16 protein-coding genes are annotated in these 18,325 nt (G+C 68.7%); 11 read left to right on the top strand and 5 right to left on the bottom strand.

Translation table 11 applies throughout. The features are described 5' to 3' along the window. The first annotated feature begins 60 nt into the window (after window positions 1–60). The 7 genes from V5F74_RS11225 (at window position 61) to V5F74_RS11195 (ending at window position 8,510) form a co-directional block, all read left to right on the top strand. Complete coding sequence (locus V5F74_RS11225) at window positions 61–1,305, top strand: efflux RND transporter periplasmic adaptor subunit (protein ID WP_394008066.1); 1,245 nt, start codon at window positions 61–63, stop codon at window positions 1,303–1,305. After that, on the top strand, window positions 1,305–4,436 hold the full coding sequence (locus V5F74_RS11220) for an efflux RND transporter permease subunit (protein WP_394008064.1): 3,132 nt from the start codon (window positions 1,305–1,307) through the stop codon (window positions 4,434–4,436). The genes V5F74_RS11225 and V5F74_RS11220 overlap by 1 nt, the downstream gene beginning before the upstream one ends. 120 nt (window positions 4,437–4,556) lie before the next feature. Beyond that, window positions 4,557–5,021, top strand: a complete 465-nt coding sequence (locus tag V5F74_RS11215; protein ID WP_029554898.1) for a nuclear transport factor 2 family protein — start codon at window positions 4,557–4,559, stop codon at window positions 5,019–5,021. Beyond that, complete coding sequence (locus V5F74_RS11210; RefSeq protein WP_394008062.1) at window positions 5,021–5,584, top strand: LmrA/YxaF family transcription factor; 564 nt, start codon at window positions 5,021–5,023, stop codon at window positions 5,582–5,584. The genes V5F74_RS11215 and V5F74_RS11210 overlap by 1 nt, the downstream gene beginning before the upstream one ends. Before the next feature lie 292 nt (window positions 5,585–5,876). Beyond that, window positions 5,877–7,007 (top strand): methionine ABC transporter ATP-binding protein, encoded by a 1,131-nt coding sequence (locus V5F74_RS11205; RefSeq protein ID WP_394008060.1) that lies wholly within the window; start codon window positions 5,877–5,879, stop codon window positions 7,005–7,007. A 70-nt stretch (window positions 7,008–7,077) separates the two neighbouring features. Then, window positions 7,078–7,686, top strand: a complete 609-nt coding sequence (locus tag V5F74_RS11200) for a methionine ABC transporter permease (protein ID WP_245279419.1) — start codon at window positions 7,078–7,080, stop codon at window positions 7,684–7,686. A gap of 32 nt (window positions 7,687–7,718) precedes the next feature. Next, on the top strand, window positions 7,719–8,510 hold the full coding sequence (locus tag V5F74_RS11195; protein WP_394008058.1) for a MetQ/NlpA family ABC transporter substrate-binding protein: 792 nt from the start codon (window positions 7,719–7,721) through the stop codon (window positions 8,508–8,510). Between the two features lie 18 nt (window positions 8,511–8,528). Here the strand turns inward: V5F74_RS11195 and tam are convergent, their stop codons facing one another. Further along, on the bottom strand, window positions 8,529–9,302 hold the full coding sequence (gene tam / locus V5F74_RS11190) for a trans-aconitate 2-methyltransferase (RefSeq protein ID WP_029554903.1): 774 nt from the start codon (window positions 9,300–9,302) through the stop codon (window positions 8,529–8,531). A 294-nt stretch (window positions 9,303–9,596) separates the two neighbouring features. Beyond that, window positions 9,597–10,631 carry a glutamine synthetase beta-grasp domain-containing protein gene (locus V5F74_RS11185; protein ID WP_024278179.1) on the bottom strand — a complete coding sequence of 345 codons (1,035 nt, stop codon included), beginning with the start codon at window positions 10,629–10,631 and terminating at the stop codon, window positions 9,597–9,599. Between the two features lie 539 nt (window positions 10,632–11,170). Between V5F74_RS11185 and V5F74_RS11180 the strand changes: the two genes are divergently transcribed. The 4 genes from V5F74_RS11180 to V5F74_RS11165 all read left to right on the top strand — a co-directional run bounded on the left by V5F74_RS11180 (window position 11,171) and on the right by V5F74_RS11165 (window position 14,479). Beyond that, the gene (locus V5F74_RS11180) at window positions 11,171–11,368 is read left to right on the top strand and encodes a DUF2735 domain-containing protein (protein ID WP_024278178.1); all 198 of its coding nucleotides are present in this window, start codon (window positions 11,171–11,173) and stop codon (window positions 11,366–11,368) included. 108 nt (window positions 11,369–11,476) lie between these two features. Beyond that, complete coding sequence (locus V5F74_RS11175; protein WP_394008055.1) at window positions 11,477–11,791, top strand: hypothetical protein; 315 nt, start codon at window positions 11,477–11,479, stop codon at window positions 11,789–11,791. Window positions 11,792–12,016: 225 nt separating this feature from the next. Next, window positions 12,017–13,729 (top strand): uracil-xanthine permease family protein, encoded by a 1,713-nt coding sequence (locus tag V5F74_RS11170; RefSeq protein ID WP_394008053.1) that lies wholly within the window; start codon window positions 12,017–12,019, stop codon window positions 13,727–13,729. An 81-nt stretch (window positions 13,730–13,810) separates the two neighbouring features. After that, window positions 13,811–14,479: a hypothetical protein gene (locus tag V5F74_RS11165; RefSeq protein WP_394008051.1), complete on the top strand. Its 669-nt coding sequence runs from the start codon at window positions 13,811–13,813 to the stop codon at window positions 14,477–14,479. Between the two features lies 1 nt (window position 14,480). Here the strand turns inward: V5F74_RS11165 and V5F74_RS11160 are convergent, their stop codons facing one another. Genes V5F74_RS11160 through V5F74_RS11150 form a run of 3 tightly spaced genes read right to left on the bottom strand, consistent with a single transcriptional unit; the run spans window position 14,481 to window position 18,323 of the window. Next, window positions 14,481–15,038: a sarcosine oxidase subunit gamma gene (locus V5F74_RS11160; protein WP_394008049.1), complete on the bottom strand. Its 558-nt coding sequence runs from the start codon at window positions 15,036–15,038 to the stop codon at window positions 14,481–14,483. Then, a complete protein-coding gene (locus V5F74_RS11155) occupies window positions 15,031–18,036 on the bottom strand; it encodes a sarcosine oxidase subunit alpha family protein (RefSeq protein WP_394008047.1) in 3,006 nt (1,001 codons plus the stop codon). Before V5F74_RS11155 ends, V5F74_RS11160 begins: the two co-directional genes overlap by 8 nt. Continuing rightward, window positions 18,036–18,323 carry a sarcosine oxidase subunit delta gene (locus tag V5F74_RS11150; protein WP_394008045.1) on the bottom strand — a complete coding sequence of 96 codons (288 nt, stop codon included), beginning with the start codon at window positions 18,321–18,323 and terminating at the stop codon, window positions 18,036–18,038. The genes V5F74_RS11155 and V5F74_RS11150 overlap by 1 nt, the downstream gene beginning before the upstream one ends. Window positions 18,324–18,325 lie beyond the last annotated feature (2 nt).

The following is an 18,325-nucleotide window of genomic DNA, read 5'->3' as shown; positions in this document are numbered from 1 at the left end:
GGGAATGCCGCGGTTGAACCGCACGTTCCCGCGCCCATCCGGAACGAGGTTCTTTCCGCCATGTCCGCGTCCGTCCGTCCGGCGCTCCGTCCCGCCCGCTCCGCGGCGTCCCGCCTTGCCGTATCGGCCTGCTTTGTCCTCGCCGCCGGCGCCCTTGCCGCGCCCCACGCGACTGCGGCCGAGCCCGCGAAGGCGGCCGACGCGGCCCGCGCGTCGGCGCTTTCGGTGACGGTGGTGAAGCCCCGGCCCGATACCCTGACCGACACGCTGCTCGTGACCGGCTCCATCAAGCCGCGCGAAGAGATCGAGGTGGGGCCGGAGATCGAGGGCTATCGCCTCATGGAGATCCTGGTGGAGGCCGGCGACCGGGTCCAGAAGGGCCAGGTGCTGGCGCGCCTCTCGCGCGACGTGCTGGAGACCCAGCTCGCCCAGAATACCGCCTCCGCCGCCAAGGCCCGCGCCGCCATCGCCCAGCAGCAGGCGGCGCTCGATCAGGCCATCGCGCAGGAGACCGAAGCCACCTCCGCCGTGGAGCGCACGCGCCAGCTCAGCAAGACCGGCACCTCCTCCCAGGAGCAGCTGGAGCAGCGCGAGCGCGCGGCCAAGGTCGCCACCGCCCAGGTCGCCGCCGCCCGCGAGACGCTGATTGCCGCCCAGGCGGAAGCGGTGTTCGTGAAGGCGCAGCGCGACGAGATCGAGGTGAAGCTGAAGCGCACCGATGTGCGCGCCCCCGCTGCCGGCCTCGTGCTGTCGCGTGAGGCGAAGCTCGGCGCCATCGCCCTCTCCACCCGCGCCGCGCCGCTGTTCCGCATCGCCGAGGACGGCGCCATGGACCTCGACGCCGACGTGCCGGAAGGCGCCATGCCGCGCATGAAGGACGGGCTTTCCGTGCAGGTGGTGCCGGCCGGCTTCGATGAGCCCATCGGCGGCAAGGTCCGCCTCGTCTCTGCCGAGGTGGACCGCGCCTCGCGCCTCGGCAAGGTGAAGATCGCGCTGCCCGACGACCCGCGCCTGAAGTCCGGTGCCTACGGCCGCGCGGTGATCGCGCTCGGCGAGGTGAAGGGCCTCAGCCTGCCCCAGTCCGCCGTGATGTTCGACGCGGAGGGCGCCTATGTGCTCACCGTCACCGACGGCATCGTCGGCATCCAGCGCATCACGCCCGGCCTGAAGAAGGAAGGCCGCATCCTCGTCACCGAGGGGCTCTCCGCCGACGCGGACGTGGTGGCGCGAGCCGGCAGCTTCCTGCGTGACGGCGACCGGGTGACGCCGGTGACGGCGCCCGTCTCCCTGGGCGAGGCGCGCTGATGGCCCTCAATGTTTCCGCCTGGGCGATCCGCAAGCCCGTCCCCGCGCTCGTCTTCTTCTTCATCCTGACGGCGCTCGGCATCGTGCATTTCCGGGAACTCCCGGTGACGCAGATGCCGAACATCGACCTGCCCATCGTCATGGTCACCGTCACCCAGTCCGGCGCCGCGCCGAGCGAGCTGGAGACGCAGGTGACGAAGAAGGTGGAGAACGCCATCGCCGGCATCTCCGGCGTCAAGCACATCACCTCCTCCATCAGCGAGGGGGCGAGCGTCACGCTGGTGGAGTTCCACCTGGAGACGCTGGTGGACCGCGCCGTGAACGACACGCGCGACGCCATCACCAAGATCCGCATGGACCTGCCCCGCTCCATCGACGAGCCGCAGATCCAGCGCATCGACATCGAAGGCCTGCCCATCGTCACCTACGCGGTCTCCGCGCCCAACATGACGACGGAGCAGGTGAGCTGGTTCATCGACGACACCCTCGCCCGCGCCTTGCAGGGCGTGCGCGGCGTGGCGCAGGTGAAGCGGCAGGGCGGCGTGGACCGCGAGATCCGCATCTCCCTCAATCCCGACCGGCTGATGTCGCTCGGCATCACCGCCGCCGAGGTCAGCCGGCAACTGCGCGCCACCAATCTCGACGTCTCCGGCGGCCGCGGCGAGGTGGGCACGCAGGAACAGCCCATCCGCACGCTCGCCGGCGCGTCCTCGGTGGAGGCGCTGGCCGATACCCGCATCGTGCTCTCCAACGGCCGCTCGGTGCGGCTCGGGGAGCTGGGCACCGTGGTGGACGGCGCGGCCGAGCAGCGCGTTTTCGCGCGGCTCGACGGCAAGAGCGTTGTGGCCTTCGGCGTCTACCGCGCCAAGGGCTTCTCGGACGTGACGGTCTATGACCGCGTGACCGAGGAACTCGCCAAGCTGCGCGCCGCCCATCCCGACGTCACCATCACCGAGATCGACACCACGGTCCGCTTCACCAAGTCGGACTACCAGAGCGCCATGCACACGCTGATCGAGGGTGCCATCCTCGCGGTCATCGTGGTGTTCCTGTTCCTGCGCGACATCCGCGCGACGCTCATCACCGCGCTCGCAATCCCCCTGTCCATCCTGCCCACCTTCTGGGTCATGGACATGCTGGGCTTCTCGCTGAACGCGGTGAGCCTGCTGGCCATCACGCTCGTCACCGGCATTCTGGTGGACGACGCCATCGTGGAGATCGAGAACATCGTCCGCCACATGCGCATGGGGAAATCTCCCTATCGCGCGGCCATCGAGGCGGCGGACGAGATCGGCCTCGCGGTGGTGGCAACCACCCTCACCATCGCCGCCGTGTTCGCGCCCGTGTCCTTCATGGGCGGCATCGCGGGCCAGTACTTCAAGCAGTTCGGCCTGACGGTGGCCATCGCCGTGCTGTTCTCGCTGGCCGTGGCGCGGCTCATCACGCCCCTGGTGGCGGCCTATTTCCTGAAGGACACCGGCCACCGCGAGGGCCGGGACAGCCTCGTGATGCGCGGCTACGTGCGCCTGCTCTCCTGGTCGGTGAAGCACCGCTTCGCCACCATCGGCATGGGCATCGCCATCTTCGCCGGCTCCATCTGGCTGTCCACGCTGCTGCCCTCCGGCTTCCTGCCCACCAACGACATCTCCCGCGCCCTCCTCTCGGTGGAGCTGCCGCCCGGCAGCACGCTCGCGGAGACGCAGAAGGTGTCGGACGAGATCGCCCGCTCGGCCCTCAGCCTGCCCGAGGTGAAGAGCGTCTACGCCACCGCCGGCTCCGGCGGCTCCGGCGGCCTCGCCCTCACCTCCGGCGAGGTGCGCAAGGCGCAGGTCGTCATCAACCTGAAGCCGCGGAGCGAGCGCAAGATCGACCAGAAGACCTTCGAGACCCAGTTCTCGAAGACGCTGGCCGCCATGCCGGACCTGCGCGTCTCCTGGAGCCAGAACGGGCAGAACACCCAGCGCGGCTTCCAGGTGATCCTCTCCGGCAGCGATGGCGCGTCCGTCGCGGATGCCGCCGTGGCGGTGGAGAAGGCGGTGCGCGCCGACGTACCGGAACTTGCCAACGTGGTCTCCTCCGCCGCCCTGGACCGGCCGGAGATCCGCATCGTGCCCAAGCTGGACGAGGCGGCGGAGCTGGGCGTCTCGGTGGACACCATCGCCGAGACGGTGCGCATTGCCACCATCGGCGACATCTCCGCCAACCTCGCCAAGTTCTCCGCCAAGGACCGGCAGATCGACATCCGCGTCCAGCTCGCCGAGAACGCCCGCACGCGGCTCTCCACGTTCGACGCGCTGAAGGTGCCAACCGCCACCGGCGGCGCGGTGCCGCTCTCCGCCGTGGCAGACGTCCAGTTCGGCAAGGGCCCCACGGCGCTGGACCGCTACGACCGCGCGCGGCGCGTGGCGGTGGAGGCGGACCTCGTGGGCGACACGCCTTTGGGCGACGCACTCGCCAAGGTGAAGGCCCTGCCCGCGGCGCAGAACCTGCCCGCCGGCGTGACGCTGAAGGAGGCCGGCGACGCCGAGATCATGGCGGAGGTGTTCTCCGGCTTCGCCATGGCCATGGCGGCGGGCCTGATGCTGGTGCTGGCGGTGCTGGTGCTGCTGTTCCACGATCTGCTGCAGCCCATCACCATCCTCGTCTCGCTGCCGCTGAGCGTGGGCGGCGCCTTCATCGCGCTGCTCATCACCGGCAATTCGGTATCCATGCCGGTGGTCATCGGCTTCCTGATGCTGATGGGCATCGTGACGAAGAACGCCATCCTGCTGGTGGATTTCGCCATCGAGTCCATGCACCAGGGCGTGGACCGCTTCACCGCCCTCATCGAGGCCGGCCGCAAGCGGGCGCAGCCCATCGTGATGACCACCATCGCCATGGTGGCGGGCATGGTGCCCTCGGCCATGGCGCTGGGCGAAGGCGGCGCCTTCCGCGCGCCCATGGCCATCGCGGTCATCGGCGGCCTCATCACCTCCACCGTGCTGTCGCTGGTGTTCGTGCCGGCGGTGTTCACGGTGATGGACGATTTGAGCCACATCCTCGGCCGCATCTTCGGTCGCTTCATCGGCGCCAAGGACGAGCCGGATGGCCACGATCTGCCTCCGGCCCTGCACCATCCGGCAGGCGAGTAGCCGGCCTTTCATCCCCCAAGCCAGCGGCCCTCCCCTCCACCCGGACGGGAGGGCCGCTTGACTCGCGCCGCAATCTGTACCATTTGGTAAAGTATTGACTGATTGGTACAGGAGACACCCATGGCCCGCCCGCCGCTTCCGCCCTTCACCGTCGAGACCGCCACGCAGAAGGTGCGCATGGCGGAGGATGCCTGGAACACCCGCGACCCCGAGCGCGTCTCCCTCGCCTACACGCCCGACAGCCGCTGGCGGAACCGCTCGGACTTCCTCACCGGCCGGCCGGAGATCGTCACCTTCCTCACCGCCAAGTGGCGGCGGGAGCTGGACTATCGCCTCATCAAGGAGCTGTGGGGGCTGAACGACAACCGCATCGCGGTGCGCTTCCAGTATGAGTGGCACGATGCCGATGGCGCGTGGTACCGCTCCTATGGCAACGAGCAGTGGGAGTTCGACGCCGAGGGCCTGATGCGCCGGCGCGAGGCTTCCATCAACGACGTGGCGATCGCCGAGAGCGACCGCCGCTTCCACTGGCCCCTCGGCCCGCGTCCGGCGGACCATCCGGGCCTCACCGAACTGGGGATGTGATGGCACGAACGGTGGCCGAGCGCGCGGACATCCTGCCCCTGCTGGGCGAGGTGTTCCGCGAGCACGGATACGAGGGGGCGAGCCTCGCCCACATCACCGCCCGCACCGGGCTCGGCAAGGGCAGCCTCTATCACTTCTTCCCCGGCGGGAAGGAGGAGATGGCGGCCGCCGTGCTGGCCGAGATCGACGGCTGGTTCGAGGCCAACGTCTACGCCCCCCTGCGCGAGCAGGACGATGCAGCCGCCGCCGTGCGGGACATGCTGGCGCGCACCGATGCCTATTTCCGCTCGGGCCGCCGGGTGTGCCTCGTGGGCGTGTTCGCGCTGGGCGAGGTGCGGGACCGGTTCGGCGCAGCGGTCGCCTCCTATTTCGCCCGCTGGCGCGATGCGCTCGCCGCCGCCCTCACCCGCGCGGGCTTCCCCTCCGCTGAAGCGGACGACCGGGCGGAGGAGGCGGTGCTCGCCATCCAGGGCGCGCTGGTGCTGGCCCGGGCGCTGGACGATCCCGCCGTGTTCGGCCGGGCGCTGGAGCGGCTGGGCCGGCGGCTGCTGGACGGACTATAATTCAATAAATATAATCAACTTTATTCAGACTTGACGCGTTCGATAAAACGAACGATATTGCCGCCATGTTCGCCCCGGAACGGATGGGCCCTCCTATGATGATGTGTCGCTGACAGCCGCTGGAGCGGCGTGAAACCGCCGAATGCCGCGCAGAGCGTGGCCCTGTCCCGGTTGCGCCGACACCCATCCCTTCCCGAGCCGCCTGTTCCCCCGTCCTCCGCTCCCTCCCGCCGCGTCTCCGCGCCGGACGAAAGACCGGATTGACGAACAGCCGGCAATGCCGGAGCCTTTCATGAACGCCCCCCTGACTTTGGCGGCCGCCGTGCCTACCCTTCCAGACCCGTCTGCCGCCCCTGCCGCCATCCACGCGCCCGCGCGCTCCATCATCCGCTTCGAGCGGGTGGCGAAGACGTATCCCGCCCGGAGCGGCCACGCGGCGGTGCATGCCCTCTCCGACATCACGCTGGACGTGCCGGAGGGCGCCATCCTCGGCGTCATCGGCCGGTCGGGGGCGGGCAAGTCCACCCTCATCCGCCTCGTCAACGGGCTGGAGAAGCCCTCCGGCGGGCGCGTGCTGGTGGATGACGTGGACATCGGCGCCCTCGACGAGGCCGCGCTGCGCAAGGAGCGGCGCTCCATCGGCATGATCTTCCAGCACTTCAACCTGCTGGCGCGCCGCACCGCCTTTGACAATGTGGCCCTGCCGCTGGAGATCGCCGGCGTGCCGCGCACCGAAATCAAGGCGCGGGTGGAGCCGCTGCTCGATCTCGTCGGCCTGTCCGACAAGCGCGACCGCTACCCGGCCGAACTCTCCGGCGGCCAGAAGCAGCGCGTCGGCATCGCCCGCGCGCTCGCCACCCGCCCCCGCGTGCTGCTCTCCGACGAGGCGACCTCGGCCCTCGATCCCGAGACCACCGAGCAGATCCTCGCTTTGCTGCGCCGGGTGAATGCGGAACTGAACCTCACCGTGCTGCTCATCACCCACGAGATGGCGGTCATCAAAGCGGTGGCCGACAAGGTGGCGGTGATCGACGGCGGCCGCATCGTGGAGGACGGCGCCACCTATGAGGTGTTCGCCCGCCCGCGCCACCCCACCACCCGCTCCTTCCTCGCCGCGCTGACCGCGAAGAGCCTGCCGCGCCGCGTCGCAGAGCAGCTTTCCGCCGAGCCGCGCGAGGGCCGCGACCAGGCGGTGCTGCGCATCGTCTTCACCGGCGAGCACGCGCAGGACCCGGTGCTGTCGCGGGTGTCGCGCCTGCTCTCGGTGGACGTGAACATCATCCAGGCCCAGGTGGACGAGATCGCCGGCACGCCCTTCGGCGTCATCGTGGTCTCGGTGCCGGGCGACGCGCCCACGCTCAGCGCCGTCATCAATGCCGTGGAACGGCTCAATCTGACGGCGGAGGTTCTCGGCTATGTTTGACATCACCTTCGGCCTGCTGCCGCCCACCATCGTCGACCTCATCATCGACGCCACCCAACAGACGCTCTACATGGTGGCCGTCTCCGGCGCGCTCGGCACCCTCATCGGCCTGCCGCTCGGCGTGTTCCTCGCCACCAGCCGGTCGGGCGAGCTGTTCGCGGCGCCGTGGCTCAACCAGTCCCTCGGCCTCGTGGTGAATGCGGCGCGCTCGACGCCCTTCATCATCCTCGTGGTCGCCATCATCCCCTTCACCCGCCTCGTGGCGGGCACCTCCATCGGCACCAGCGCGGCCATCGTGCCGTTGACGGTGGCGGCGGCGCCTTTCATCGCCCGTCTCATCGAAGCCGCCATCCGCGAGGTGGACCAGGGGCTGGTGGAGGCCGCGCGGGCCATGGGGGCGAGCCCCATCCAGATCGTCGCCAAGGTGCTGCTGCCGGAAGCGCTCCCCGCCATCACGCTGGCCCTCACCCTCGCGGCGGTGTCGCTGCTCGGCTACTCGGCCATGGTGGGCGCGGTGGGCGGCGGCGGCCTCGGCGACCTCGGCATCCGCTTCGGCTACCAGCGCTTCATGCCCGAGGTGATGGCGGCGGTGGTGCTCGTGCTCATCCTTCTCGTGCAGGCGGTACAGACCCTCGGCGACCGCCTCGCCCGCCGCCTCGACAAGCGCAGCCGCGGCTGAGCCCCGGCGCGCGCAGACCCTTACAAGTTCAGATGGAGGTTTCCATGAAGGCCCTCGCTCTGGCGCTCGCCGCCGGCATTTCCCTCGTCGCGTTCTCCGCCGCCGCCGAGACCATCAAGGTCGGCGTCACCCCCGGCCCCCATGCCCAGATCCTGGAGAAGGTGAAGGAAGAGGCGGCCAAGAAGGGGCTCGACATCAAGGTGATCGAGTTCTCCGACTATGTGGTGCCCAATGCCGCCTTGTCGTCCGGCGACATCGAGGCCAATTCCTTCCAGCACCAACCCTATCTCGACAACCAGATCGCCGATCGCGGCTACAAGATCGTTTCCGTGGGCAGCACGGTGAACTTCCCGATCGGCATCTATTCCACCAAGTACAAGAAGTTCGAGGACATCCCGGCCGGATCGTCCATCGGCATCCCGAACGATCCCACCAATGGCGGCCGCGTGCTGCTGCTGCTCGCCGACAAGGGCCTCATCAAGCTGAAGCCCGGCGTGGGCGTGAAGGCTTCGGTGATCGACGTGGTGGAAAACCCCAAGAAGCTGAAGTTCGTCGAGATCGACGCGGCGCAACTGCCGCGCTCCCTCCCCGACCTCGCGGCGGCGGGCATCAACACCAACTATGCCAAGGAGGCCGGCCTCGATCCGGTGAAGGACCCCATCCTGCGCGAGGACCCCAAGGGGCCCTACGTGAACGTCATCGCCGTGCGTGCGCAGGACAAGGACAAGCCGTGGGTGAAAACCTTCGTCGACACCTACCAGTCGCCGGAGACGCGCACCTTCATCCTCGAAACCTTCAAGGGCGCGGTTCTGCCGAGCTGGTGAGTGGTTGGCGGTGAAGCTTTACTTCACCGCCACGATGAAGAAGCGGGGGAAGGCGAGGAGCACCTTGCCATCCACCCGCGGCAGGTAGGAATCGGCGAGGCGGGCGGCGTATTCCTCCAGGAATTGCGTGCGCTCGTCCCCCTCCAGCGGATCGATGAAGGGCCGAAGGCCCGTGCCCTTCACCCATTCCACGATGGCCGGGATGCCGTCGAGCGGGTGGTTGTAGATGGTGTGCCACACGTCCACTGCGCCCGCGTGGGGCTTCAGCATGTCGTAATAGGCGCCGGGCTCCGGCAGCACGGTGCGGGCACGGGTGGCGGCGTGGAGCGTGTCCGCCCACGGTCCGGCCATGGCGGTCTCGCGCATGGCGACGTGGGACGGCTCCTCCAGATTGTCCGGCATCTGCACCGCCAGCACCCCGCCGGGCGCCAGCAGCGACATGAGGCGCGGCAGGAGGGTGGCGTGGTCCGGCACCCATTGCAGCACGGCATTGGCGTAGATGAGGTCCGCCGGCTTCGGCAACGTGAAGGTTGAGGCGTCGCCGAGCGCGAAGGTTACGCCGGGCAGGCGGGCGCGGGCGGCCTCCAGCATGGCCGGCGAGGTGTCGAGCCCGAGCAACTCTGCGCCGGGAAAGCGCTGCGCCAGGATTTCGGTGGAATTGCCGGGGCCGCAGCCAAGATCCACCACGAACGCCGCGCTCTGAAGCGGCACCGCCGCGAGAAGATCGCGCGCCGGGCGGGTGCGCTGATCCTCAAACTTCAGATATTGGCTGGCGTTCCAGTCGGCGGGCATCGGCGGCTCCGGGCGCGAGGGGGTCGGCGGCGCCACGGCGCGGCGCCGCAAGGGGTGTCCCCCGCTTATACCAGCTTCGCCGCGGAGGGCGACCGGCGCGGCGCAGGTTCTCATTCCCAGGGGACGGTGCTTGCCGGAGATCGGACGGAAAATCGGGCGCGAATGGCGCGGGCTCGACGGCAAAGGCCGGAGGAAGGGCGCGAGAAGAAGCGCGCGCGGCAGTCGGCGGAACGAACAGGTCGTCACGGCCACAAAAAAACGCCACGGCGCGCGGAGGGCGCCGTGGCGAAGGCGTCAGGCCGCAGCCGAGACGTCGGTGGAAACCGAAGAGATGGTCTTCAGGATCTGGGAGGCGATCTGGTAGGGGTCGCCCATGGAGTTCGGGCGGCGATCCTCGAGATAGCCCTTGTAGTCGTTCTTGACGAAGGAGTGCGGGACGCGGATGGACGCGCCACGGTCCGCAACGCCGTAGGAGAACTTGTTCCACGGCGCGGTCTCATGCTTGCCGGTGAGGCGCATGTGGTTGTCCGGGCCGTAGACGGCGATGTGGTCGTCGAGGTTGGCCTCGAACGCCGCCATCAGCTTCTCGAAATACGCCTTGCCACCCACTTCACGCATGTAGGAGGTGGAGAAGTTGGCGTGCATGCCCGAGCCGTTCCAGTCGGTATCGCCGAGCGGCTTGCAGTGGAACTCGATGTCCACGCCGTACTTCTCGGTGAGACGCAGGAGCAGGTAGCGGGCCATCCACACTTCGTCAGCGGCCTTCTTGGAGCCCTTGCCGAAGATCTGGAATTCCCACTGGCCCTTCGCGACTTCCGCGTTGATTCCCTCGTGGTTGATGCCGGCGGCGAGGCAGAGGTCGAGGTGCTCCTCGACGATCTGGCGGGCGACGTCGCCCACGTTCTTGAAGCCGACGCCCGTGTAATAGGGGCCCTGCGGCGCGGGATAGCCGGCCTCGGGGAAGCCGAGCGGGCGGCCGTTCTTGTAGAAGAAGTATTCCTGCTCGAAGCCGAACCAGGCGCCGGCATCATCGAGGATGGTGGCGCGCTTGTTGGTCGGGTGCGGGGTGACGCCGTCCGGCATCATCACTTCGCACATCACCAGGGCGCCGTTGGTGCGGGCCGGGTCGGGATAGACGGCGACCGGCTTCAGCACGCAATCCGAGCTGCGGCCTTCGGCCTGCTGGGTCGACGAACCGTCGAAGCCCCAGAGCGGCAGCTCCTCGAGGCTCGGGAACACGTCATATTCCTTGATCTGGGTCTTGCCCCGGAGATTGGGAACCGGGGTGTAGCCGTCGAGCCAGATATACTCGAGCTTAAACTTTGGCATTGCAGTCTCTCTGAGCCGATGACGTGAAATTCGGGACTTTGCTTCTCGAACTCTTTGATTCAGGAACTCTTTGCAGCGTCCGGCCGTGAAGGGTCCACCGGCCGCGGGGGCCGGCGCATATCTAGCAATCCGCGTGCCAGCAGCGAGCCCATAGCCGGACAACGGCTTTTTAACCGCCGCCGCAACGTCAGCTGCCCATTACTGCATCAGGATTAGGCCGAACCCTTAGGCGCCCCGCACACCCGCTGTGCAGCTACCCCCGTGCGCAACGCGGCGCCAGGAACATTCGCCATCGCCCGGGAACAAAAGCGCGGCTCCCACGCTTGGAACAAGGCATTCCGCTGCACTGCGAAAGACGCGCGCGGGCCATGCAGCAAACGCGCAAATAAAAGAGATAAGTGACGTCAATTTATATCCGCCTAAAAAATAGGCACTAAACTAAAATATACCGGCCTTGATGTATATGCAGGATGCAAATCATGTTATGAAGTTCCCAAGTGATGGCGCCCAGGAGGCTCATCGGACAGGAGACCGGAGTGATGACTGCGAACCACGAGCGCGAGACCGCGAAAATCTATGTCTTCCCGGTGAAGAATGACGCGAAGAACGGCATGCCCTCCAAAGAGGCGAAATGGGCTGCCGAGATCGCTGCCGTGGGAGCCGCGCAGGCCGTGATCGGAAGCAGCTGGTATCACGAAGAGGCGGTGAAGGCCGCCGATCTCCCCAACCGCCGCTGAACCATCAGGCTTGGGTCGGCGCCCTGCGCGCCGGCCATCCCGCGTCAGCGATGGACCGCTTCTTGCGTGACGTCCTCCCCGAGACCTCATCGGGTAGGACTTGCGACAATGGCCCTCGACCTCAACACAGACTGGACGAACGCGGAGCTTGCGGCCCTCATCGGCTCCGTGGTGGATGATCGCGACTGGCGTCTGGAAGTGAGCAGGGACGGCATCGCCTCCCTCGCCGACAAATCCGCCAATCCCACCGGCGCGGATTATGACGAGGGCCTGCACGGCTTCTTCGAGACCTGGATGGCCGGCACCGATTTCGTCGGCCCCTCGGCTGCGGGCGACAAGGACCTGATCGGCAAGATCGCCACCGCGCTCCGCGCCAACTACCCCACCCTGAAGGCCGACAAGTTCATCTACGTGGCGCTGTAGCCGCGCCGCGCGCTCTGCCGGCAACGGTCCCGCGTGCAGCACGCGGGACAAGCCTCTGGAGCGCTTTCCCCTTTTTCCCAAACCCTTTAGGTTCACCCGGCCGGTTTCCGCCGGATCGCCTCATGCCGTCACGCGCCATGCGAGATGAGTCGCGCGGGCCGCCCTGAGCGGGGTCTCGGCAGAGCAGACAAAGAGCCGCCAAGCGGCCGGGTTCGGGAGGGGCGCGTGGGAACGGGCAGGCTGCGATACGATCACGAGTCCCATCCGCCGTTGGCCGTGCTCGTCGGCTCGGTGGCGCAGCACATGGGCCTGATGGCGGTGACGCTGGTGTTTCCGCTGCTGGTGGCGCAGGCGGCCGGCGTCGATGCCGAAATGCAGCGGCGCTATATCGACCTCGCCATGCTGGCCATGGGGGTCGCGACCCTCTTCCAGTGCTGGGGCCGGCCTGTCCTTTTCCTGCCCCGCATCGGCTGCGGCTATCTCCTGCCCGCGGTCTTCACCGCCGCCTATCTGCCCGCCGCCCTCTATGCCGCCCGCGCCGGCGGGCTGGGCGCGGTGGCAGGCATGACCATCGCGGCCGGCCTCGCGCAGGTGCTGTTCAGCCGCGTGATGCATCGGGTCCGCCCCTTCCTGCCCATCGAGATCGTCGGGCTGGTGGTGATGCTCATCGGCATCATCCTCGGCGTCGTCGCCATCAAGCTGATGGTGGGCTACAGCCCGTCGATGGCGCAGGTGACCCTCACCGGTACCGGCGGCGCATTGGCCGGCCTCGCGGTGATGGTCGCCCTCGCCGCCTGGGGCAGCCCGCCGCTGCGCGCCATGGCGGTGCTGGCGGGGCTGGCCGCCGGCACGCTGGTGCATGTGGGCCTTGGTTTCGGCCTCGGCGCGCCGCGGCCGCCCGTGGCGGTCGCGCCCCTGCTGGAGCCGATCCGCTGGCCGCTGGCGGTACCGAGCTTCAGCGTCGGGCTGCTGCCCGGCTTCCTCGCGGGCGCCCTCGCCTGCATCCTGCGCAGCTTCGGCGACATGGTGGCGAGCCAGCGCGCCAATGATCCGAACTGGCGCCGCCCGGACTATGCCAACATCGAGGCCGGCGTGATGGCCGACGGCCTCGGCACGCTGTTCGCGGGCCTCATCGGCACCATGGGCCTCAACACCTATTCCGCCAGCGTCGGCCTGTCGGTCGCCACCGAGGTGAAGGCCCGGCGGGTGGGGCTGGGCGTCGGCCTCGGCTGGATCGCCCTCGCCTTCATTCCCGGCTCGTCCGTGGTGGTGATGGCCATTCCCCGGCCGGTGCTCGGGGCCGCCTTGCTGTTCGCCTCCGCCTTCATCGTGCTGTCGGGCATTTCCATCCTCGGCCAAAGGATGCTGGATGCGCGGCGCACCATCGTGGTGGGCCTCGGCTTTCTCGTCGGCATCTCCTTCGACGAGATTCCGGATTTCTACGCCCGGGCGCTCTCCGCCTCGGCGCAGGAACTGCTCACCTCGTCGCTGGTGCTGGGCCTGTTCACCGCGCTCGGCCTCAATGCCTTGTTCCGCATCGGGGCAGTGAAGAGCCGCCACCTCGTCTGGACGCCGTCGGCGGGCCATGCGGTGCTGCGCCAGTTCCTCATGGACAGTGCCGCCGCCGATGGCGCCCGCACCGAGGAGGTGGGGCGCATCGCCCAGATCGCCGAGGAATTCGCCACCGCCGCCCCCTCCCTCGTGGATGGGCCGGTGGAGGTGACGACGCGATTCGACGAGTTCGTGCTGGACGTGGCCTTCGCCTGGACCGGCGGCGCGCTCCAGCCGGGGCCGGTGCCGAGCTTCGATGCCGGTGTGGACGAGGAGGCCATGCTCAACGGCATCACCTTCCACCTCATCCAGCGCCTCGCCGACCGCACCCACCGCCGCACGCTGCCGGATGGCCGGCAGGAACTGCGCTGCGAGGTGGACCAGTAGGCGGATGGCGGGCAGCAACTGCGGGTGGTATGCCTGACGCGGTTGGTCGCACTATCTTTCGGGGGCAGGATGATGCCGGACATGCGCGCTGTCGGGGCGACCCTTGTCACCCTGGCATTAGGATTCCTTGTCCCGGCGGGCGTCACCATGGCGGCGACAGCGCCGGGGGCGACCGATTCGAAGAAATTCCAGAGCTATCTCTATTCGGACGCCTACCGGGCCGCGCTGGCCGCGGCGTGGAAGAAGGTGCCCCCGGTCTCCCTGCCCGCCTGCACCAACCTCTCGGATGGCGATGTCTCGGTGACGCTGCAGCAGGAAGTGTCCTTCGACGCAAAGGGCCTGCCCAAGTCCGGCGCGTGGTGGGGACATTATCCCATCAAGGGCTGCGGCACGGAGCGCACCATCAACATCCTGTTCCGGGCCGAGCCTTCGGGCGTGCGCTTCCTCGTGACGCTGCCGGGCCACACCCGCGCCAACATCGTGCTCCAGCGCGATGCGCTCACCTATGCCTTCATCGGCGCCGGCACCAAGGTGGCCGACTGCAAGGACATGGAGGTGGCCGACACCGCGTTCGACGGCTTCGGCCTCACGCCCGGCGACAAGACGGCGCCCGAGAGCGGGCCATGGCGCGAGACCTGGACGGTCGCGGCCTGCAGCAAGATGCTGGCGGTGCCGCTGGAATTCATCCCCGACGCCACCGGCACCACCATCAACCAGCACCCCGCCGAGATCCGCGAGTTGAAGAAGTAGCTCAGCCGAATTCCCGCGCCGCCTCCTGAAGGAAGGCATGGACATAGGGCGCAAACGAGCGCCAGCACTCCAGCCGGAACGCGTCACCCACCCGCACCACCACCACCTCGGCCTTGCCGAGCAGCGTGCGCGTGGCCGAGCCGGGCGGGAATGCGGCATCCGAGAGGTCGAGCGCGATCCCGGCGTTGAGAATGTCCGCCGCATGCGGACCGCTCAACAGGAACGCCGCATTGCGGTGCCCCACCGCCACCAGCGAAAAGAAGCGGCCGGCGAGATCGCTGGCGATTGCCGGCCCGGCGGCAGCCCCCTCCCCTGCGGGACAGACGAGCAGCCATTCCCCCGGCCCGAGGCGGGCGGCGAAGCGCTCCGGCGTACCGCGCGCGGAATTGAGCGGGCCGGAGAGATCGAAGCCACCGGCGCTTGCCGGCAGATCGGCGCCGCGTGGCGCCTTCATCTGCAGCACGAAGCGGTCGGCGGGCGGCAGCACCCGCACGAAGCCGGACGCGGAAGGGGCGAGGATGGGCGCGCGCCGCGCGTGGATGGCAACAGGCTCAGGCATGAACGCCTCCTTCCACAAGACCTTCCACCCTTTTGCACTCGGGATCGAGGAACACCGGGGCCACCACCTTCACCGCCGTGAAACCGGCCGGTGTCGTCACAAAGAGCGTCTCGCCCATCCGCGCCCGACCGCCGGAGACCACCGCCAGCGCGATGGGATGGTTGAGGGTGGGGCTGAGATAGGACGAGGTGACATGCCCCAGCATGGTCATGGGCAGGGCCTGCCTGGTATCGGCGACGATCTGCGCCCCCTCCTCCAGCACCGTCCGCCCGTCCGACGAGAGCAGGCCGACCAGCTGCTTGCGATCCGCCCGCGCCATGTCCAGCCGGGCGAGCGAGCGCTTGCCGACGAAATCCTTCTTCGCCTTGGAGACCATGCCGGAGAGGCCGACATCATCCGGCGTCACCGTGCCGTCTGTCTCCTGCCCGACAATGATGAAGCCGCGTTCCGCGCGCAGCACATGCATGGCCTCGGTGCCGTATGGTGTGATGCCGAAGCGCTGGCCGTAGCCGAACAGCGCCTCCCACACGACTTGCGTGAAATCCGCCGGCACGTTGATCTCGAAGCCCAGTTCGCCGGTGAAGGACACGCGCATGAGCCGCGTCGGCACGCCGAGAATCTCCCCCTCGCGCACCGTCATCTGGGGGAAGGCCTGGGGCGACAGGTCGATGCCGGTCACGAAGGGGGCGATCACCTCCCGCGCCCGCGGCCCCTGCACGGCGATGACGCCCCATTCCTCGGTGATGGAGGTGAGGAACACGTCGAGGTCCGGCCACTCGGTCTGGAGATAATCCTCCATGTGCGCCATCACCCGCGGCGCGCCGCCGGTGGAGGTGGTGACGTGGAAGCGGTCGGTTGCCATGCGGGCGACGATGCCGTCATCGAAGATGAAGCCGTCTTCCTTCAGCATCAGGCCGTAGCGGCACTTGCCCGGCTCCAGCTTGGTCCAGCCGTTGGGATACATGCGGTTCATGAACTCGGCCGCATCCGGCCCCACCACCTCGATCTTGCCGAGGGTGGAGGCATCGAGCAGGCCGACGCTCTCGCGCACCGCCCGGCATTCGCGGGCCACCGCCGCGTGCATGTCCTCCCCCGCCTTGGGGAAGTACCAGGCGCGGCGCCACAGGGCGACGTTCTCGAACTTGGCGCCCTGCTTCACCGCCCAGTCGTGCACCGGCGCGGTGCGAATGGGGTCGAAGGTCTCACCCCGCGCCGTGCCGACGATGGCGCCGAATGTGACGGGCGTGTAGGGCGGCCGGAAAGTGGTGGTGCCCACCTGCGGAATGTCCTTGGCCAGGATCTCCGAGACGAGGCCAAGGGCGGCCATGTTGGAGGTCTTGCCCTGGTCGGTGGCCATGCCGTTGGTGGTGTAGCGCTTCACATGCTCGACGCTCTCGAACCCCTCGCGCACCGCAAGGCCGATGTCCTTGGCGGTCACGTCGTTCTGGAAGTCGAGGAAGGCGCGCACCTTCTTCGGGTCGGCATCGGTGGGCAGCACGCGCGCCGCCTTGAAGCCGGTGGGCGTGGCCGGCGTTGCAGCGAAGGCGCGGGTTGACGGCGCGCCGGCCGCATCCGCGCCGGCCGCCCAGCCTTCGGGGAGGATGCTCGCGAGGTCATAGGTGCCCTTGCACGCGCCGGCCGAGCGCTCCGCCTGCACCGAAGTGCCCGGCACGAAGGCGTCGATCTCGGTGCGGAAGGTGAGTTTGCCGCGCGACTGGGAGAAGAGATGCACTGCCGGCGTCCAGCCGCCGGACATGCCGACGCAATCGCAGGCCAGCGTCCGCCGCGCGCCGACGCGCCCGCCCGAAAGCGGCGCCACGATCAGCCCCGTCACCGACTTGCCGCCGGTGGAGCCGACCACCGTATGGCCGGCGAGGAGCTCGATGCCGGAAAGGAGTGCCCGCTCGGGGCCGATCTCGGCCTCGGGGCGCAGGTCCACGAGGGTCACGTCCAGCCCCACCGCCTTCGCATCCGCCGCCGCGCGATAGGCGGAGGCGCCGTTGGTGGCGAAGACGATGCGCCGGCCGGGCGCGACGCCGTAGCGGTTGACATAGGTGCGCACGCTCTCGGCCAGCATGATGCCCGGCCGGTCGTTGTCGGCGAAGCCGAGCGGACGCTCGTGGGCGCCGGTGGCGAGCACCACCTCTTTTGCCCGCACCTGCCACAGCCGCTCGCGCGGCAGCTTCGGGTCAGGGGCGGCGAGATGGTCGGTGACACGCTCGGTGAGGACGACGTGGTTGTGGTTGTAATAGCCGAAGGCCGTGGTGCGGCTGAGCAGCGTCACATTTGCCCGCGCCGCCAGCGTCTTCAGCGCCTCGGCGACGAAGGCCGAGGCGGTCTTGCCGTCGATGGTGGAAGTGAGATCGGCGAGGAGGCTACCGCCCATCTCCGCCTGCTCGTCGGCGAGGATCACCCGCTTGCCCGCCTCCGACGCCGCCAGCGCGGCAGCGAGGCCGGCCGGGCCCGCGCCGACGACCAGCACGTCGCAATGGGTGTTGCGATGGACGTAGCGGTCCGCATCCGGCGCGTCCGGCGCGACGCCGAGGCCGGCGGCGGCACGGATGGCCGGCTCGTAGAATTTGTCCCAGAAGGACCGCGGCCACATGAAGGTCTTGTAGTAGAAGCCCGCCGTCAGCACCGGGGCGACGAGGTCGTTCACCTGCCCGATGTCATGCTCCAGCGAGGGCCAGTGGTTCTGCGAGGAGACCGTCAGGCCGGCGACCGCCTCCACCACAGTGGCGCGGTTGTTGGGATCGGCCCGGCCGGTGCCGCGATCCACCTGGAACAGGGCGTTGGGCTCGTCCGCGCCATGGGTCAGCACGCCGCGCGGGCGATGATACTTGAAGGAGCGGCCCATCAGCCGGATGCCGCTGGCGAGCAGCGCCGAGGCGAGCGTATCCCCTTCATAGCCCCCGACGGTGCGGCCGTTGAAGGTGAAGGCAATGGGCTTCTTGCGGTCGATGCGGCCCCGGCCGGGAAGACGGAAATCCTGGGCCATCAGCGATCTCCCGCGATATCGGGGCGCGGCTGGCCCATCTCGTAGGTGGTGATGAAGGCGTCGCTCACCGTGTTGCGCAGCGCGTTGAACCAGCGGCCGCAGCCGTGGGCGTGCAGCCAGCGCTCGGCATGGACGCCCTTCGGGCTGGTGCGGGCGAAGAGGTATTCGGCCCAGGCGGCGTCATCGAGGGCATCGGGATCAGCCGGGCGGACGATGTGCGCCTCGCCGCCGCAGCGGAATTCCACCTCGGGGCGCGGCCCGCAATAGGGACAGGGAACGAGCAGCATGG

Source organism: Xanthobacter aminoxidans (genome assembly GCF_043193615.1).
Taxonomy (GTDB): Bacteria; Pseudomonadota; Alphaproteobacteria; order Rhizobiales; family Xanthobacteraceae; genus Xanthobacter; species Xanthobacter aminoxidans.
This window is presented reverse-complemented; position numbering and strand designations above follow the sequence as displayed.